The sequence below is a fragment of the Paenibacillus sp. J22FR21 genome (assembly GCF_056269135.1).
In genome coordinates this window covers 303,573-319,647 of sequence record NZ_JBWDNJ010000005.1, presented here as the reverse complement: position 1 = coordinate 319,647, position 16,075 = coordinate 303,573, and the positions used below count along the sequence as shown (strand labels likewise).

General features: G+C 51.0%; 13 protein-coding genes. 6 read left to right on the top strand and 7 right to left on the bottom strand.

All coding sequences use genetic code 11. The features are described 5' to 3' along the window. Position 1 precedes the first annotated feature (1 nt). Both AC0YNS_RS19910 and AC0YNS_RS19905 read left to right on the top strand, forming a co-directional pair. Positions 2–1,150, top strand: coding sequence for an ROK family protein (locus AC0YNS_RS19910; RefSeq protein ID WP_475782720.1), 1,149 nt, complete (start codon positions 2–4; stop codon positions 1,148–1,150). Between the two features lie 22 nt (positions 1,151–1,172). Further along, complete coding sequence (locus AC0YNS_RS19905) at positions 1,173–2,579, top strand: NTP transferase domain-containing protein (protein ID WP_475782719.1); 1,407 nt, start codon at positions 1,173–1,175, stop codon at positions 2,577–2,579. Between the two features lie 82 nt (positions 2,580–2,661). Here AC0YNS_RS19905 and AC0YNS_RS19900 read toward each other — a convergent pair whose 3' ends face one another. From AC0YNS_RS19900 to AC0YNS_RS19885, 4 genes are all read right to left on the bottom strand, one after another. Beyond that, the gene (locus tag AC0YNS_RS19900) at positions 2,662–3,366 is read right to left on the bottom strand and encodes a PspA/IM30 family protein (protein ID WP_475782718.1); all 705 of its coding nucleotides are present in this window, start codon (positions 3,364–3,366) and stop codon (positions 2,662–2,664) included. 34 nt (positions 3,367–3,400) lie between these two features. Next, on the bottom strand, positions 3,401–3,628 hold the full coding sequence (locus AC0YNS_RS19895; protein WP_090978518.1) for a PspC domain-containing protein: 228 nt from the start codon (positions 3,626–3,628) through the stop codon (positions 3,401–3,403). A gap of 305 nt (positions 3,629–3,933) precedes the next feature. After that, positions 3,934–5,226, bottom strand: coding sequence for a LysM peptidoglycan-binding domain-containing protein (locus AC0YNS_RS19890; RefSeq protein ID WP_475782717.1), 1,293 nt, complete (start codon positions 5,224–5,226; stop codon positions 3,934–3,936). A 101-nt stretch (positions 5,227–5,327) separates the two neighbouring features. Next, positions 5,328–6,158, bottom strand: a complete 831-nt coding sequence (locus AC0YNS_RS19885) for a hypothetical protein (RefSeq protein WP_475782716.1) — start codon at positions 6,156–6,158, stop codon at positions 5,328–5,330. Between the two features lie 286 nt (positions 6,159–6,444). Between AC0YNS_RS19885 and AC0YNS_RS19880 the strand changes: the two genes are divergently transcribed. After that, complete coding sequence (locus AC0YNS_RS19880) at positions 6,445–7,032, top strand: guanylate kinase (RefSeq protein ID WP_475782715.1); 588 nt, start codon at positions 6,445–6,447, stop codon at positions 7,030–7,032. 54 nt (positions 7,033–7,086) lie between these two features. On the opposite strand, the gene AC0YNS_RS19875 is transcribed toward AC0YNS_RS19880, so the two are convergent. After that, positions 7,087–7,944 carry a helix-turn-helix domain-containing protein gene (locus AC0YNS_RS19875; RefSeq protein ID WP_475782714.1) on the bottom strand — a complete coding sequence of 286 codons (858 nt, stop codon included), beginning with the start codon at positions 7,942–7,944 and terminating at the stop codon, positions 7,087–7,089. Between the two features lie 82 nt (positions 7,945–8,026). On the opposite strand from AC0YNS_RS19875, the gene AC0YNS_RS19870 reads away from it, so the two are divergent. From AC0YNS_RS19870 to AC0YNS_RS19860, 3 genes are read left to right on the top strand one after another with little or no spacing between them, the layout of a single operon-like run. Next, complete coding sequence (locus AC0YNS_RS19870) at positions 8,027–9,097, top strand: Gfo/Idh/MocA family protein (RefSeq protein ID WP_475782713.1); 1,071 nt, start codon at positions 8,027–8,029, stop codon at positions 9,095–9,097. Positions 9,098–9,118: 21 nt separating this feature from the next. Further along, positions 9,119–10,000 (top strand): sugar phosphate isomerase/epimerase family protein, encoded by an 882-nt coding sequence (locus tag AC0YNS_RS19865; protein ID WP_475782712.1) that lies wholly within the window; start codon positions 9,119–9,121, stop codon positions 9,998–10,000. A gap of 25 nt (positions 10,001–10,025) precedes the next feature. After that, positions 10,026–10,877 (top strand): sugar phosphate isomerase/epimerase family protein, encoded by an 852-nt coding sequence (locus AC0YNS_RS19860; protein ID WP_475782711.1) that lies wholly within the window; start codon positions 10,026–10,028, stop codon positions 10,875–10,877. Positions 10,878–10,971: 94 nt separating this feature from the next. Here the strand turns inward: AC0YNS_RS19860 and AC0YNS_RS19855 are convergent, their stop codons facing one another. Then, positions 10,972–11,430 carry a hypothetical protein gene (locus AC0YNS_RS19855; protein WP_475782710.1) on the bottom strand — a complete coding sequence of 153 codons (459 nt, stop codon included), beginning with the start codon at positions 11,428–11,430 and terminating at the stop codon, positions 10,972–10,974. 132 nt (positions 11,431–11,562) lie between these two features. Beyond that, positions 11,563–15,984, bottom strand: a complete 4,422-nt coding sequence (locus AC0YNS_RS19850; RefSeq protein ID WP_475782709.1) for a S8 family serine peptidase — start codon at positions 15,982–15,984, stop codon at positions 11,563–11,565. Positions 15,985–16,075: the final 91 nt, after the last annotated feature.

Here is a 16,075-nt window from a genome sequence, read left to right as displayed (position 1 = left end):
ATTGAAGAAGCAGTTGGTTAATATTAACTCGGTCAAAATTCAGAACCGTAAGCTGGTATTCGAGGAATTAATTCATAGCGATCTTACAACTCGTCTGGAGCTTGCTCGTAAAACAAACCTAAGCGCCGCTACGGTTTCTTCGATTGTGGAGGATTTCGTGAACGTCGGTATAACCGATGAAACGAAGGATGAGAAAAGCACAGTCGGCAGGAAACCGAACCTGCTTCGGTTCTTGCCCGGTCAGAAGCAGATGCTCGTCATCGACTTCACATCGATTCATTTTCATTATGTGATTAAGGATTTATCGCTTGTTACCTTAAGCTCTTATTCGTACACGTATCAGAATGAGCTGACGTATATTCAAAATATTGAGCAGTTTTGCAAAGACATACTTGGCACGATTGAGCAGCTGCAGAAGGAGAATGAGCTGATTGGCATAGGAGTCTCCACTCCCGGACCGTACAACCAAGAGAAGGATTTGGTTGTGAACTGTCTCATCCCGGCATTTGGAGAAGTGAACCTGCATCACGTGCTCACGAAATTTCTGCCGGAGTTTCCGATTATTATCGACCACGATGTGAAGCTGGCCGCGATGGCCGAGCTGCAGCGGGTGCCGGACCCTGCTTCTAAATCGATTTTCTTTATTTATTTGGGTGAAGGCGTCGGTGGGGCGAGTGCGGCTTGGAACGAAATCTCGGAGGGTGCCAACCACCTTGCCGGTGAAATCGGACAGATCGTCATTGCGCATGGAAGCGGACAGAACCTGGAGCAAATGATTTCGTGGAATGAATTTGTTCGCCGCATTGAAGAGCAGGATGAGCTTGCGGGCGCTACACGTTCGAAGAGCTATGTGGAGCGGTTTCAAGGGGGAGATCCCATTGTTGCCAAGGAATTAATCCGTGTTGCAGACTGCTTGGCTACAGCTTTCAACAATATCGCATGGCTGTTCGATCCACATATGATTATTATCGCAGGACAGTACAATGCGTTCGGCGAACCGTTTATTGCGTTAATCTCGGAGCGGCTTAAGGATCGGCTGCATAAAGACATATACGATAATTTGAAATTGACTTTCTCGAATTATGAGGAGAAGAGTACGCTCGTCGGAGCGGCGATTGCCGTTAGAGATCGCTGGATTGACAATCTATAAGAGTGAAGGGAACAAAGCCTGCATGAGAACAGCGATAATTCTGGCCGCCGGAGCGGGTACGAAAATGTGGCCCTACGCCGAAATTCGGCCAAAGGCGATGATCCCGGTTGCAACGAAGCCGCTCATCGCGCATCAAGTGGAGTCACTCAAGGCGCTTGGTTATAGCAAAGTCATCATCGTCGGAGGCAAGCTGCACGGCCAGATCCGCAACTACTTCCGGGAGCATGGTCCCAGCTCGTGTGCAAACGAAGGAATGGACATTATCGTCGTTAACGATGAGAAGGCGCAAGGAACGGCGTTCTCACTATGTGCTGCTCGCAGCGCATGCGGGGATGAGGATATCCTCGTCATGTACGGTGATACACTGGTGGATCAAGCGGATCTTGGCCGACTTGCCGCCTCGTTCGAACAGCGATCCGGAAACGAGATAGCCGCTGCGCTGGTGCATCCGCTGGGGCAACAGCCTTCCTCGGACTGGATCTGCTGCAGACTGAAGAACGACAGCGTTGACCATATTATGGGGCATCCGCGCGACGACTACAGCCACCGCTTCTGTGCATTTGCATTCAGCAAGGATTTCTGGGCTTATGCCAGCGCCAGCTCCGGTTTGTTTACAAGCGTACAGGTCGGCATGATGCCGCCGCTTGAGGGACATTTGGAAATGTCGTTGCTGGATTGCATGAATGACGGTTATGCGGTTCGTGCGGTGGAGACAATCGGTGAATTCGTCGATCTGGACAAACCATGGCATATTCTGCTTGCCAATGAAATCGTGGCTCGCCGTGAGTGTGCGAAGCTGACCGGCCATGTGCTCGCCGAAGGCGCTTCGATTGATCCGAGCGCTTCGATCGAAGGTTTCGTAAAGCTTGGCGTAGGCAGCAAAATCGGCCGTAATGTCATTATCGAAGGCAACGTGATTGTCGGGGATCATACGACAATCGAGAATGGCGCGATACTGAAAGGCAGCCATATGATCGGTAATGATACGTACATCGGCAATTATTGCTTTCTCTCCGAGGGTACGACAGTGGGCAATCACTGCGTGGTTAATCATTGCGCAGAGCTCGACGGCGTTATCTTCGATACGGTGTACTTGTATCATTACATGGAGTTCTACGGTGTAATCGGCACCTCTACTGATCTTGGTGCGGCTACCGTCTGCGGCACGCTGCGTTTCGACGATGGGAACACCTCGCATCGTATCAAAGGTCGCAGAGAAACACCTCGCGAGCACAGCAATGCGATTTATTTAGGCGACTTTGTCCGCACCGGCGTGAATGCGATTCTGATGCCGGGTGTGAAGGTCGGGATCTATAGCGTTGTCGGATCAGGCGTCATTCTAGAGGAAGATGTGCCGAATCGCAGCTTGCTCTATGTGAAGCAGGACCTCGTGCGCAAAGAATGGGGTCCAGCTAAATACGGCTGGTAGAGAAGCCTAAATAGGTATAAATGCAAACAACCTGATCACGGCATGTGCCGAAATCAGGTTGTTTATTTCGTTTAAGTGCAGCTTATTCCGTTGGCAGTTTTCTGCGCAGCTGTTCCATTTGCTCATTGATCAGCGCATCCTTAGCAGGTATGCCTGTTGTACCCGCAGCAGGTGATGCACCGTAAGAATCGCTGTAGCCCGCGCCGTATGGTTGGCGGGACATGGCCACATGGGCTTCCCATTGCGCGATTTTCTCTTCAATCCGTTGGAAGCCGCGTGAAGCGGATCCGCCTTCCAGGCTGGCACGGCCAACGCTGAAGCTCGGCATACCGGAGCGGGACTTCGCTGCTGTTTGTTGAATGCGTGCAAGCAGCTCTTCACGTTTCTTGAGCAGCAGAGGGAGCTCTGCACGGGCTTTCTCCAGCCGCTGTGTCAGCTCAGCGATTGTTAGCTTCGCCTTCTCGATCCACTGCGAATATTCCTGTACCTTATCGGTGTAATGCAGCTTCGCGGTTAGTGCCTCGCGCGCCGTTGCTTCATTGCCGGCTCTCATGGCATCCAGCGCTTTGGTTTCGCTGTGTTCTGCCATTACAGCAGCTTCGCTCGCTTGCTGCTGCAGCCCTTTAATCATGGCTTCTTGTTTAAACAACTCTTGCTGTGCATTGGCGATCTCATCCTGCATGCCGCGTACATATTGGTTGAGCATCATGGACGGATCTTCCAGCTTGTCGAGCAATTCGTTGGCAGCTGCCTGTGTAATGTTGAAAATTCGGTTTAACAATCCCATTGTTGAACATCTCCTAGTTTTGGTTTTTTATGAATTAGGCGTGAAAACGGAAGTGGCTGTCCGGGGACAATACCTCGAATGGCGCTTTCGGTACAAGCAAACTTGCGATAATATACACAAGCAGTGTGGTACCGAGGCTAAACACGCCGGATACGATCAGAACAAGTCGGATGATGGTCGGGTCAACGCCGAGCCAATCGCCAATCCCACCGGATAGCCCCGTTAATTTGCGGTTCAAAGTGGAACGGTAAAGCTTCTTCATGCGAAACATCTCCTTTAGGTTTGTGTTTGTTATAGTGGTGAAGTGATTGCCGTCTATTGTGAAGTGATGTGTTGTGCTGGCGTGTGGTGATGTCGTTTAACTGATATCCTTAGTTTAAAAGAGGACGGCCTTCCTCGAAACCGTCTGGCGGCTGTTCTTGATGCTGGCCTTAAGGCGGGGGACGCCTCCGACCTTAGACTGCTGAGACGACAAATAAGCACTCCTCATCCAGCTCGGCGCAAGGCCGAAACTGCAATCAGAGTGCTAATCATCATCTTAATGCCGCCATTACAGCATCGGCGATGCTAAGGCAGCAGTTTAACGACATTAAAATTATCTTCGATTAACAACCAGTTCTGCGGGAAGCTAAGACCGAGCTTCCAATAACTAATGCCGCGCAGATTAAGTTGTTTCAGCAGGTTGAATTTCGCTTGAATAGAACGGGCATCCTCAAACCATACCTTATGCTCCTTGCCATTCGCATCCCAATAAGAGAAATTCGGCGCCTGAGCGGTGTTGTCGTATAAGATTTCAGCATTGTATTGTCGCGCGAGAGCGATAGCCGCTTGCGGACTGATGGCCCTGGCATAGGCGCCGCCTGCCACATAAGGCAGTGTCCAGTCATAGCCGTACAAATTTTGCCCCATGACGATTTTGTTCGCCGGAATTTCCGTGAGGGCGTACTCCAGCACCGTTCGAACCGGGCCGATCGGTGAGACGGGCATTGGCGGTCCACCGCTGTAGCCCCACTCATAGGTCATGATAATGACAAAATCGGCGATCTCCCCGTGAGCTTTATAATCATGGGCGGAATACCATGCGCCTTGCTGGGTAGCGCTTGTTTTGGGAGCGAGCGCTGTGGACATGGTGAGTCCTGCCTTGTGGATCGGGACGACAGCTTTGCGCAGAAATCGGTTATAGGCTTCCTTATCTTCCGGGCGGAGATGCTCCAGATCGAAGTGGATGTCCTTGAAATTCAGGCGTTTCGCTGTGTCCAAAATGTTGGCAATCAGTTTATCCTGCAGCGCTTTATCGTTTAGAATGAGCTCGCCGAGCTCAGCGCTGAACTGATCGCCTTCCAAGTTGGTGATCGTCATCATCATCGCTGTTCGATGACGCCGGGCAATGGATTCGAGATCACCGAGCGGAGGCAGGGCGATTGTACCGTCACGTTGGATGCGGAAGCTTGATGGTGCCAGATAGGTAAGATGCGGAGACGCACTTCTGGCTGCCTCTGTCAATGCAGGGGAGACCGTGGTCCCTCGTGGATCAATGTAAGCGTTGATAACGGCGTTGCGTCTTGGAATTGGCGGGATATAGAGGCGATGGCCTACCTTTAATGGACTATTGATCCCGATATCGTTAATTGAAGCGAGCGTGGCCGCCGTAGTACCGAATTTACTCGCGATTGTAGTTAGTGTGTCCCCCGGAAGCACCCAATAATATTGCCCGACAATCGGAATGACAAGTGCCTGTCCGATAACCAGCGTATCGTTAGGCGAAATCTCATTAGCGGAAGTGATATCAGAAACGGGTATCCCGTACGCCTGTGACAGTCGGTAAAGTGTTTGTCCCGCCTGCACGACATGAATTTGCATTGTTTCCCCTCCTCAAGTTCAACGCTAAGAAAGCAGATGCCGGAACTCTCCTCTTACAATGCTATTCCATTCTAATGCCGCGCATGTCAGGAGTGCAGTCGTTATTTGGCCGGAATTTCGGTGTTCGTTGCGCGGATGATTTCGGAAATGCGATTTTCAAAAGTACTGACTCGCTGTTTCTGCTCCACAATGGTGCGAGAAATGGATACGAGCGTGGTCAGCGATTGCAGCGTACCTTCATAGGAGTTTGCTTTTATCGTCTCGTTCATGGTTTTGACGACGGGTGATATGTTCTTCTTCATGCCGGAAATAACCGATTGGACCGATGTAATCTGGCTGCGCAGCGGGTCTGTTTCGGCGAGTTTCGCACGCAAATGCTTGATCGTGGCAGAAGTGGCAGCCTTTGCATTCTTAAGCAGTTCTTCTTTGATACGAATTTCAGTGCGGGCCAGTTGGGTGGAGGGCTTCAGCAGATCCGCTTGAATTTGGAGTAAGGCAGCCAAACTCTTCAGTTTGAGGAATTTGGCGTCTTTAATTTGCGTATTTAACGACGTGTACATTGCGAAGAGCGGTTTATATCGTTCTTTGGTCTGAGCTACGTCCTGCGTAAGCTTGGTGATCTTCGCTGCATCGATCTGGGTGATTCGCGCGCGCAGCGCGGTCATTGCATTGCCATTGTAATAGTGAAGGGAAGCGATTGCTGTATCGAGTGTGTCCTCCCTCTGCTGGAGAGTCGTTAGGCTCAGCAATTGAGCGGTGAGATTCTGCCTCATGGCATAATTGGCGGTGGATATTTGCTTGGATAGCTTGGTTTGGGCAGATTCGGTCAGCTTCACGGATGACGCGGAGACGGCGGAAGGCATGGAGATCAATAGTGCGAGCAGAGCAAGTAATACGGCTGAAATCGGCTTTCTCATCATAGAATGTAGCATAGTGATAAGCTCCTCCTTGGACGGGTTCCCCTTGTAAACGCAAAAACACCCGCAAGAAAGGCAAGATTGCCTTTGCTTACGGGTGCTTCCAACGTAAGAGAACTTATTTTGTTTATTTTGTAAAATGTATCCTATCCGCCAAAAAAAGTCAATGGGATTGTACAGTCGACGATTGCTGGATTTTACTGGTTTAAGCTATAATGGAATAACAGATTCAAAGCCTGAAGTTTTCGCCCTGCTAGACCCGAACGGATAGACCAATCCAAGAGTTCAGGAGGCTGTGACGATGAGTGAACAGAAGGATCGTGAGCTGATTTTCGTATTTACGGGACCGGATGGCTCCGGACGCAAGACAGTAGCAGATAGTGTAGGCACAACGCTCGGTATTACCAAAGTAATCTCGTATGCGACACGCAGACCGCGTCCGGGTGAAGTGAACGGTCAGGATTACCACTTCATCACCCCTGAGCTGTATGATCAGTTCGATGCCGACGGCGATTTTATTGAAAGCGTTACCGTCAATGGGAATCGCTACGGGTTACGGGGCAAAGACATTGCGTATAGTTTGAAGAAAGGCGGCAGCATCTATCTGATTCTGAATCATGAAGGTGCTCATGCGCTTAAGGATATGTACGGGGAACAGGTAGTGCGGCTGTTCATTTATGCAGATCGGCGTACCGTTCAGGAAAGGCAAACCCAAGAGGGAATAGACCCCGATATTATAAAATCTAATTTGGATCAATATGAAACGGCTATCCGCTATCAATCACGGTGCGAGCACGCTTTCGAGAATTATGACCTCGCGCATACCGTATTTGAAATCTCCAATGCGCTCGAGAGTTATCTGGAGCGGAATTTGGAAGAGCGCGACTAAGGATGATACCTAAATAAACCCGCCCCTTGAAAGGGCGGGTTTTCGTTCGTTTCGTTACCCCATCCGGGAGCGATAAGTCGTTGGCGCCGTATCCGTAAGTTTCTTGAACAGGCGAGAAAAGTAGAACGTATCGGTATAGCCCAGGAGCGACGAGATTTCCATGACGGTTTTGTCGGTGTTCAGGAGCAGCTTCTTGGCCTCCGCTACTTTGAGCCGGTGAACAAATTCGCCAAGCGGATAACCCGTATAGTCGTGCACGATTCGTCTTAACGTCGGAATCGAGATATGATGTCGTGCAGCGAGTGCCGTGCTGTCGAGCGGCTGGTAGACCGTGCCGGCCAAGTCGTCCAGCAGGTTATGCACGAATAAGGCACGGCTGCTCGTCTGCGTCTGATTGAAGCGCAGCGACATATCGAAGAGCAGCGATTCCAGCGCGAGTGCGGCACGATCTTGATTGGCGGGAACGGCGCTGTCCATGAGCTGGAAGATGAGCTCGATTTTACTTAGGAAGCTCTCGTCCGTACCGACGAATTTCACGAGCTCGGGATGCTCGTACCAGTTCGCAAGCCATTCTTCGACACGTTCGCCCTCGAGTGCAAAATAATACTCGTCCCAGCAGCCATCCGTCTCCGGTCCGTATTGAAACACGGCGCCGGGGTACAAGCAGAAGAGCGATCCGGCCTCGACAACTTGCCGATCCTCAGCGTCCGTTTGGTAGTATCCTCGACCTGCTCCGATATATACGAATGACCAACGATCAAATTCAGCGTTTTCCCGCCTGGAAGTGCGTCCGGGCAAATGACCGGCATTCGTGATCATCAGCGATTTCACCCGCAGCTTCTTCACATCAACCATGCAGTCGAACAGGCGCATTGGAAGCGGACTGATCATATTGTCCATGTAGGTTGGCATGGTGTGCATTCTCCCATCCTTCATCACAAGGTAAACTCATTATAAACGGAAACGATTACAGAAGCGAAAGGTTGATCAAATCATGACAACGACGGCGAAGAAGTTAAACATAGGAGTAATTGGTGCGGGTTCGATTTCCGGTGCCCATCTGGGGGCTTACGCTTCCAATAGCGATGCTGTCCTTGTAGCGATTTGCGATAAGAACGAAGCGCGCGCTCAAGCGGCGGCAGATAAGTATGGGGCTTCCAAAATTTACACGGATTATCATGAGCTGCTTGCTGATCCCGGCATTGATGCGGTAAGTATCTGTACATGGAATAACACGCATGCTGAAATTACGATTGCTGCGCTGGAAGCGGGCAAGCATGTGTTGTGCGAGAAGCCCCTTTGCAAAACAGTCGCGGAAGCAGAACGTGTTCAAGCGGCAGTCGAAGCAACAGGTAAATTGCTGCAGGTTGGTTTTGTACGTCGATATGCTTCGAGCATTGAGGTTCTGAAACGATTTATCGATGCCGGCGATCTTGGCGAAATCTATTATGCAAAAGCAACATGCCTGCGCAGGCTCGGCAATCCGGGCGGCTGGTTCTCCGATATTGAACGCTCCGGCGGCGGTCCGCTGATCGATCTTGGCGTTCATATTATTGATATTTGCTGGTACCTCATGGGCAAACCGAAGGTGAAGTCCGTAAGCGGCAATACGTACCGTAAGCTTGGCAACCGTTCGCATATTAAGAATCTGGGCTTCTATCAAGCCGCGGATTATGATGCAGAGAAGAACGATGTAGAGGATTTGGCAAATGCAATTATCCGCTTCGAGAACGGCGCTTCCTTGATGGTGGATGTCAGCTTCACGCTGCATGCGCAGAAGGATGAGCTGTCTGTGAAGTTATATGGCGACCAAGGCGGAGCAGAAGTGGAGCCGGCGCTTGTTATCATGGGCGAGAAACACAACACGATCGTGAATACGACGCCGCAGGTGGATCACACTACGTTTGATTTCAACGATGCGTTCGGGCGTGAAATCGGACATTTCATCAACAGCTGCCTCGGTCGTACAGAGACGCTGAGCCCTGTGCAAGATGGCGTAGAAGTGACACGCATGCTGTGCGCAATCTATGAGTCGGCTGCAAAAGGAACCGAAATTCATTTTTAATCAGAAGGGTTGACACATACGATGACGATTCATTTATCCAATAAAATAGGCGTTATTGTGGACAGCTTCGGTATTGGCGTCCGCGAAGGATTGTTGAAGGCCAAAGAAGTCGGCGCAGAAGGCGTACAAATCTATGCGGTATCCGGTGAAATGGACCCTGCGAATATGGATGCATCTGCAAGACGTGAAATGCGTTCGTATATCGACGGACTAGGGCTGGATATCTCTGCGCTATGCGGCGATTTGGGTGGACATGGCTTCCAGGATGGGGCTGCCAATGCGGAGAAGGTCGAGCAGTCCAAGCGGATTCTTGATCTGGCTGTCGAGCTCGGCACCAACATCGTGACGACTCATATCGGTATTGTGCCTGACGATAAGAACGGTGCGATCTATGCGGCGATGCAGCAGGCGTGCGAAGAGCTTGGCCAGTATGCGAAGAGTTTGAATGCTTATTTTGCGATTGAGACAGGTCCGGAACCGGCTGCGCATTTGAAGAGCTTCCTCGATACGCTGAGCACGAACGGCGTTTCCGTCAACTTCGACCCGGCCAATATGGTCATGGTAACAGGTGATGATCCGGTACAAGGCGTGATTACGTTGAAGGATTACATCGTGCATACCCATGTGAAGGATGGCCGGAGACTGCGTGTCGTTGATCCGCGCCAGGTCTACGGGTTCCTTGGTTATCAGAAAATGACGCATGAGCATATTGCAGAGATGGCTGCCGGCGGATTGGATTTTGAAGAAGTTCCGCTTGGTGAGGGAACTGTTGATTTTGACGCTTATTTCGCTGCCCTGCAGTCCATTGGCTATACAGGTTATCTAACGATCGAACGTGAGGTCGGCGCGAAGCCGGAGCTGGATATTCGCAGAGCGGTGGAGTTTATTAAACAGTACCGATAGGGTGCTGATTGGAGGATATTTTAGGATGAAAATCGCGATTAGTGTATGGAGCTGCCATAAATATTTGTACGATGGTTCTTGGCAAAATGCGGACTTTATCGATTACGCTGCTTCGGTAGGCGCGCAAGGAGTCGAGCTGCTCAGCGTGTTCTGGAATAAGGAGAGCGACGTGCCTGCGGTTCACGAGGCTTTGGCTCGTACGGGCATTAAGCTGGCGTGTTTCGGGGCTTGCAATGATTTTGTGAAAACGACGGCTGAAGAGCGTGAAGTGCAGCTGCAGGATATCATCTTGGCTGTTGATATGGCAGTCGAGTTCGGCGCTGAGGTTGTTCGCGTGTTCGCGGGCGATCGCAAAGAAGGCATCAGCTACGAGCAGGCGAAAGGCTGGATCGTGGAAGGGCTGGCGCAAGGAGCTGCTTATGCAGAGAGCAAAGGCGTTGTGCTCTGCTTGGAGAACCACGGCATCTTCGCTGGTAAATCGGAGCAGGTGCAGGATATCATCACCCTGGTCGGTTCGCCGGCACTGCGCAGCACCTTCGACATGGGCAATTTCTTGCTCGTAGACGATGTGCCTGCGCAAGCATTCGAAGCGCTGCATCCGTTGATCCGTCACGTGCATGCCAAAGACTTCGCGCGCGTGGGCGAAGATCAGAAGGATGGCGTGTATCGCGCGCTTAGCGGTCTGCCGTTTGTCGGCTCCGTGCCGACCGAAGGCGACGTAGGAGTTGCCTCAATCGTCGGCAATCTTGCTGGCGTAGGCTACGACGGCTGGATGAGCGTCGAGTACGAAGGTCTGGAAGAGCAGAAGAGCGGCACAGCCAGAGCGGTAGAGAAGCTGTCGCAGGCTGTCGCAGCTGCAGCTGCAGCTGCGAAGTAGAATAGGACTCCGGGTTACCATGCGTGGTTGTGCATGGTGGCCCGGAGTTTTGTTGTTGTTGGTCGCACACCACTGCTACTCAACCCATATGGAACTATTCAACGACATCAATAATCGCGGCGTAGCTGCAATCGCCTTCCGACCATTTTCCGCCTGCGAGGAGAATGTATTGGCCCGGTTCAGATGGAAGGATGATCTTGCCATCTTGTTTCGTTAATGGCGTGAAATTCTGATTGACCCAAAGACCGCCCCATGTTTCGGTAGGCTCTGGTCCACTTAGAAAAGAAATCGTTAACGCTGCACGAGATTTAACAGTATAAACCTTCGAATCCCGCACCAGCATGTCGGGAGCTGGAGCGTCTGCGATGGCATTCTTCCATTGGTAGGAGCCCTTAATAAGTGGAATCTCCATTCGATCAACAACCATGACAGCATTAGGCGGTTCAGTCGAGTTCTCTTCCGAAATCGATGCTCCACCTCCTGTTGAGCAGCCGATAATAAACATGGACATAATCAGCAGGCAAACGACGAGCAAGCCCCGCGTTTTCTTCATCACACTCACCTCTATCCCTTTGACGCTCTATACCTGCTTATTGTTGCCACTCCATATCAGCGCATATAAAAAAGCCGCAACCCCCGCGCAGTTCAACAGCTCTGCGGGGATTACGGCTTCTTTACCATTCCATTAGTTGATCAGCTTTGCCTCACGCAGCAGGTTGTAAATAACGCTTGCCGCGGTTTCGCGAGTGACAGAAACAGTTGGCTGGAAGTTAGCCGCGCCATTCAGGTCGATGCCCTTCATCAGGCCGCTGTTGGTCACGAGTTCGATGCTATCCGTTGCATACGGAGCGATATCGGCTACATCGTGATACGCAACATGCGGTGGAAGTGTTGGCGCAGATACTTGCAGCAGCTTCAACGCGCGAGCCAAGATGACCGATAAATCCTGTCTGCTTATTGGAGCATTCGGCTTGAACAGTCCTTGACTGTCGCCTTTAACCAGTCCAGCCTCAACGGCGGCGGCTACTCCATTGGCATACCAAGTATTCTGAGCCACATCGGCAAAAGCAGCCTTCGCGTCAGAAGATTGCAAGCCAAGCGCACGAGCGAGCATGACGGCAAATTCGGCTCGCGTCACTTGCTGCTTCGGCGCGAAGGTTGTAGGCGATGTACCGTTGAGCAAGAACGTATCCGCAAGTGCTTGAATGGCGGATTGGGCCCATGAGAACTTAATATCTGCAAAGGCTGTGTTCCGGTAAGCCGCAGCGTAAGTGGAAAGACCAGGGCGGCTTACTACAACCGTAACCGTGCCGTCTGTATGAGTTTCAGAGGCGGCCGGAGCAGGGAAGAAACTGCCATTCTCTTCGAATAATACGCCGAGTCGATTGACGGCACTGCTGCCGGTCACGGTAAAGCTGCGTTTAATTATCGTCGTAATCGGTACCGATAGCGGTGTTGCTCCTTTATCCGTCACGGCATCCACTTCGAAGGAAATCGGCGTTCCTACCACAACGGCACCAGAGTTCTCCGCCTTGAAGGCATCTGCGGCAGTTCCGTCGGCTGCGATAGTCACGCGAACAGATTCATCCGCAGGGAGATTCGCGAACAGGGATGTAGGAAGTGAAATCGACGATGACCCTGTTGTCAGAATAACCGTGCTACCGGCAGCTGCGCCGGCTAGCAGCTTCAATTGTGCAGGTGTCAGCTCCAATACCGCCTGCTGCTTCTCATCCACATTCACTTTCAGGATGAGTGCGGCAGGTGCAGGAGAAGCTTCTTGCAACGCTTTCTTCAGCTCATCTTCCGTAATGGTTACTTTCACCGTTGTTCCTGTTGGTGAAGTAGAGGAATTGAGAAAGGATGCATGTTGGCCTTGCTCAAGCAACTTCGTGATTGTTGGATTATCATTTGGGATCGTTGGCGTGTATGGAATGTAGAACCCACTACCTCCACCAATACCTGCTAGATCTACAGATACTACCTCGCTAGTCTTAACACTAGGCATGATTGCTGAGGCAATCGTGACGGTAAGATCTACTGTTCTAGTGGACCTAGGCTGTGCTTTGAGTACACCGTTATCATCAATGAGCGTAGTATCACTGCTCTTTGTAACATGGTAGGTAATACCTTCGTTTTCCGGAAACGTCAGTACAGCTTGATTAAGGACGGTCCGGTTGGAGATCGTAGCTGCGAAATCCTTATCAGCCTCTTGAACGAGAGCTCCGTAGGAGTGAACGGCAAAAGTGGTGATAGAGGAGTAGGCGTAAAGCCTGCCTTCTTCATCGTAGAGCGGCTCTCCGCTTACCTTATCAAGCAAAGGTGCAAATACTTCCAAACGGTACGTGCCGTCAGAAAGCTCACCCCAGATTGGTTCGTCGTTCGCATCAAATAGGATGTTGCCCTCGTCGTCGACAGTCATGTAAGTGGTGTTCAGGTCTTCATATTTTTTGATGCCCGGCTCGATAGGAATCAGATTCCCTTCCCTGTCAGTATTGATGTCCAACTTCAAATAGCCTATAAATTGATCATCGAGATTATATACTTTTGCACCTAATGCAAAAGCATCATCTGCGCGTAAATCAAAGTTTAGATTCATCGACTCCGGCACACCATCAATGCCCTCAAAGGGAGGGGAAATTACATTAGGTGATAGCATCAAATCCTGCACGCCATATCCATTATCAGGTTTTTGCTCGCCGACATGCACCACAAAAGGAAGATGCAAGGCAGGATGCCCGTCGCTCTCAAGCACCACTTCGCCTTCATATATTCCCTCGGCAGCATCCGCAAGAGGTGCAAGCGTGAGAGCAAAAGGTGACGCAGAATGAGCAGACGCCGTTACATTTTCGCCCTCCAAACCCGTTAGCTGAACATTGATAGCACTTGGATTAGACGGATTAACTTTAGCGTGGTAAGTCACTTCTTCATCCGAGGTGTTTTTCAACTGCAGCTGTTCAGTTGCGGCTTCAGCACCTGCCATCATCAAACCGAAGCTGGCAGAGTCGCCGTAGTTAGTCACTTGAACCGGCTGCAGGTTCTTGTCGTAGATCGTCAGCTCGTCAATCGTCTGCAGCAAAGCAGGCGTTTCAATCGCATTCGCCATATTAACGCGACCCGCGCCTTGCGTGTATACATCATATTGCACGCCATTCGGATCGTAGAGGGTATCTGACGTATTAGCTAGTGCAGCACGTACGTCGAAAGGAGTCCAATCCGGATGTTCCTGCAGTAACAACAACGAGAGGCCAGCAACATGAGGTGTTGCCATACTTGTCCCGGAGATGCGGTTGTAGGCTTCCTCATAGGAAGCTTCGGGGTCATACTTGGCATATTCAGGCCAGGTTGACCTAATACTGTTGCCCGGAGCAGCAAAGTCCGGCTTTATGCCGTACATGCCGTCCGAATTCGGACCTCTGGAGCTAAAATAAACCATATGGTCACCGCTGGACATAGCACTTTCGAACCCACTGAATGTCAGCGTAAGCGGAGTAACTCCGTTGTCTGCAACAATGGCACGGGCAAGTGCGCGGCCCTCAGTCCCGGACATATCGTAGGTCGGGATGAAATCGAAGCTGTCTCCAAGGAAGGCATTCTCTCCGATATAGCCGTCAAGAGCTTCTGAAATGGAATCCGAGAGGTCTGCTTTATTTTTATCATCGCCCTTAGCTCTGCCATTGAAAATGATAGCCGCTATAGCACCGTGTTTCTTGGCGTTTGCGATTTTTTCCACGAACGCAAGCGTGCCTCGGGAAATCAGAACTACTTTGCCGGTTACGTTCAAGTCCGTATAATCAGCTTCAGCACCAAGGCCGACATACACCGCATCCAGCGGCGCCGCGCCAAGGGTCTCTTCAAAATTCTCTTCGGCTGTCCGCCAGCCCATGGCATGCAGCTCATAGGAAGTACTGCTTAGCGAGCTTACAGCGTCTGCAGCAAACCGGATTCCAGGGCTGTCCGCAGCACCGACGGAGATGCCCAGCTGCGAGCTTGCCGGCGTTCCCATCGTGTAATAGCCATATTCACCGGCGTTGCCGTTTGCAATAACAACAACAGTTCCGGCCAGTACGGCATTGTTTACCGCAATGGCATCCGGCGAGTTCGGATCCAAATCGCCACTAGACCCTAGTGACAAGTTAATGACATCCATGCCGTCCTTAACAGCTCTTTCAATACCATCGATGACAGTAGCAGTGGTTCCCGTGGCGTCGCCGTTAGCATCGGCAGACAGTACTTTATAGACATACAAATCAGATTTGTATGCAATACCTTTCTGAACTACGCTGGAGGTTGTATTCTCGGCTCTGCCAACAATTGTACCGGACACATGCGTCCCATGCGCCGATACGGCTAGTCCTGGACCATAGTCCTCATAAGGATCATCGTCCCCATTGGCGGAATCATACCCGCCTTTATAAGCTCCGGCTAAATCCGGATGTAAATAGTCAACGCCGGTGTCGATGACGCCGACTTTGAGACCTTCACCGGTAAGCTCTTTCGCCCAAGCGGCATCAGCGCCGATCTGATGAATTGGGTCGATGTCATAAGGGATTTCGTCTTCATTCACTGTAGGCTCCATCACCGGAATGCTTGTATACGTACGGTTCTCGTAAATGGAAAGCACGCCCGGCAGCTTGGCTAGCTGTGGAATTTGATTAGCAGGCACGGATACCTCGAGACCGTTCAATACCGTATTGAAGCGGTAGTTAACCTTGAGATTGATGCCTTTCGTAAGCGCTGTGTTGATAAAACCGGTTTGTTCCGTACGAAGCGAGCTCTCCGACGATTCGGCTGCAAGCGAGCTGATGCCTGATTTTGCAGCAAATTGACCTGCAGCTATGGGTTGGCTGCTAAGTTGAACGATGACGCGAGTGACTGCGGATGATTCGGTATGCAAATGAGGTGAGATAAAGGCAGGTTTGCGGGCAGTTGACTTAGGTGAGAGGGAGGCGGGCAGGATGCTTGACTGGCTGTTGAAGTGGATGAGATTAGGGTTGATGGATGAGGGCGTTACCGATTGTGCAGATGCGACCTGTTGTAAGAGTAGAGTGGCGAGAAGTGTTGAACATAAGCTGACTGAGGTCGTTTTGATCAGTCTCTTTAATGACAAATAGCGTCTCTCCTTCGCAAACATATATATACAAACTGTAACGTATAAAATTCTAGCATGACTCTAGCAGGTTGCCTATTCAATTTTTACT

Coding starts and splice junctions, on each gene's coding strand:
- AC0YNS_RS19905 (WP_475782719.1), top strand. CDS start 1,173: ATGAGAACAGCGATAATTCTGGCCGCCGGAGCGGGTACGAAAATGTGG.
- AC0YNS_RS19900 (WP_475782718.1), bottom strand. CDS start 3,366: ATGGGATTGTTAAACCGAATTTTCAACATTACACAGGCAGCTGCCAAC.
- AC0YNS_RS19895 (WP_090978518.1), bottom strand. CDS start 3,628: ATGAAGAAGCTTTACCGTTCCACTTTGAACCGCAAATTAACGGGGCTA.
- AC0YNS_RS19890 (WP_475782717.1), bottom strand. CDS start 5,226: ATGCAAATTCATGTCGTGCAGGCGGGACAAACACTTTACCGACTGTCA.
- AC0YNS_RS19885 (WP_475782716.1), bottom strand. CDS start 6,158: ATGCTACATTCTATGATGAGAAAGCCGATTTCAGCCGTATTACTTGCT.
- AC0YNS_RS19880 (WP_475782715.1), top strand. CDS start 6,445: ATGAGTGAACAGAAGGATCGTGAGCTGATTTTCGTATTTACGGGACCG.
- AC0YNS_RS19875 (WP_475782714.1), bottom strand. CDS start 7,944: ATGCCAACCTACATGGACAATATGATCAGTCCGCTTCCAATGCGCCTG.
- AC0YNS_RS19870 (WP_475782713.1), top strand. CDS start 8,027: ATGACAACGACGGCGAAGAAGTTAAACATAGGAGTAATTGGTGCGGGT.
- AC0YNS_RS19865 (WP_475782712.1), top strand. CDS start 9,119: ATGACGATTCATTTATCCAATAAAATAGGCGTTATTGTGGACAGCTTC.
- AC0YNS_RS19860 (WP_475782711.1), top strand. CDS start 10,026: ATGAAAATCGCGATTAGTGTATGGAGCTGCCATAAATATTTGTACGAT.
- AC0YNS_RS19855 (WP_475782710.1), bottom strand. CDS start 11,430: ATGAAGAAAACGCGGGGCTTGCTCGTCGTTTGCCTGCTGATTATGTCC.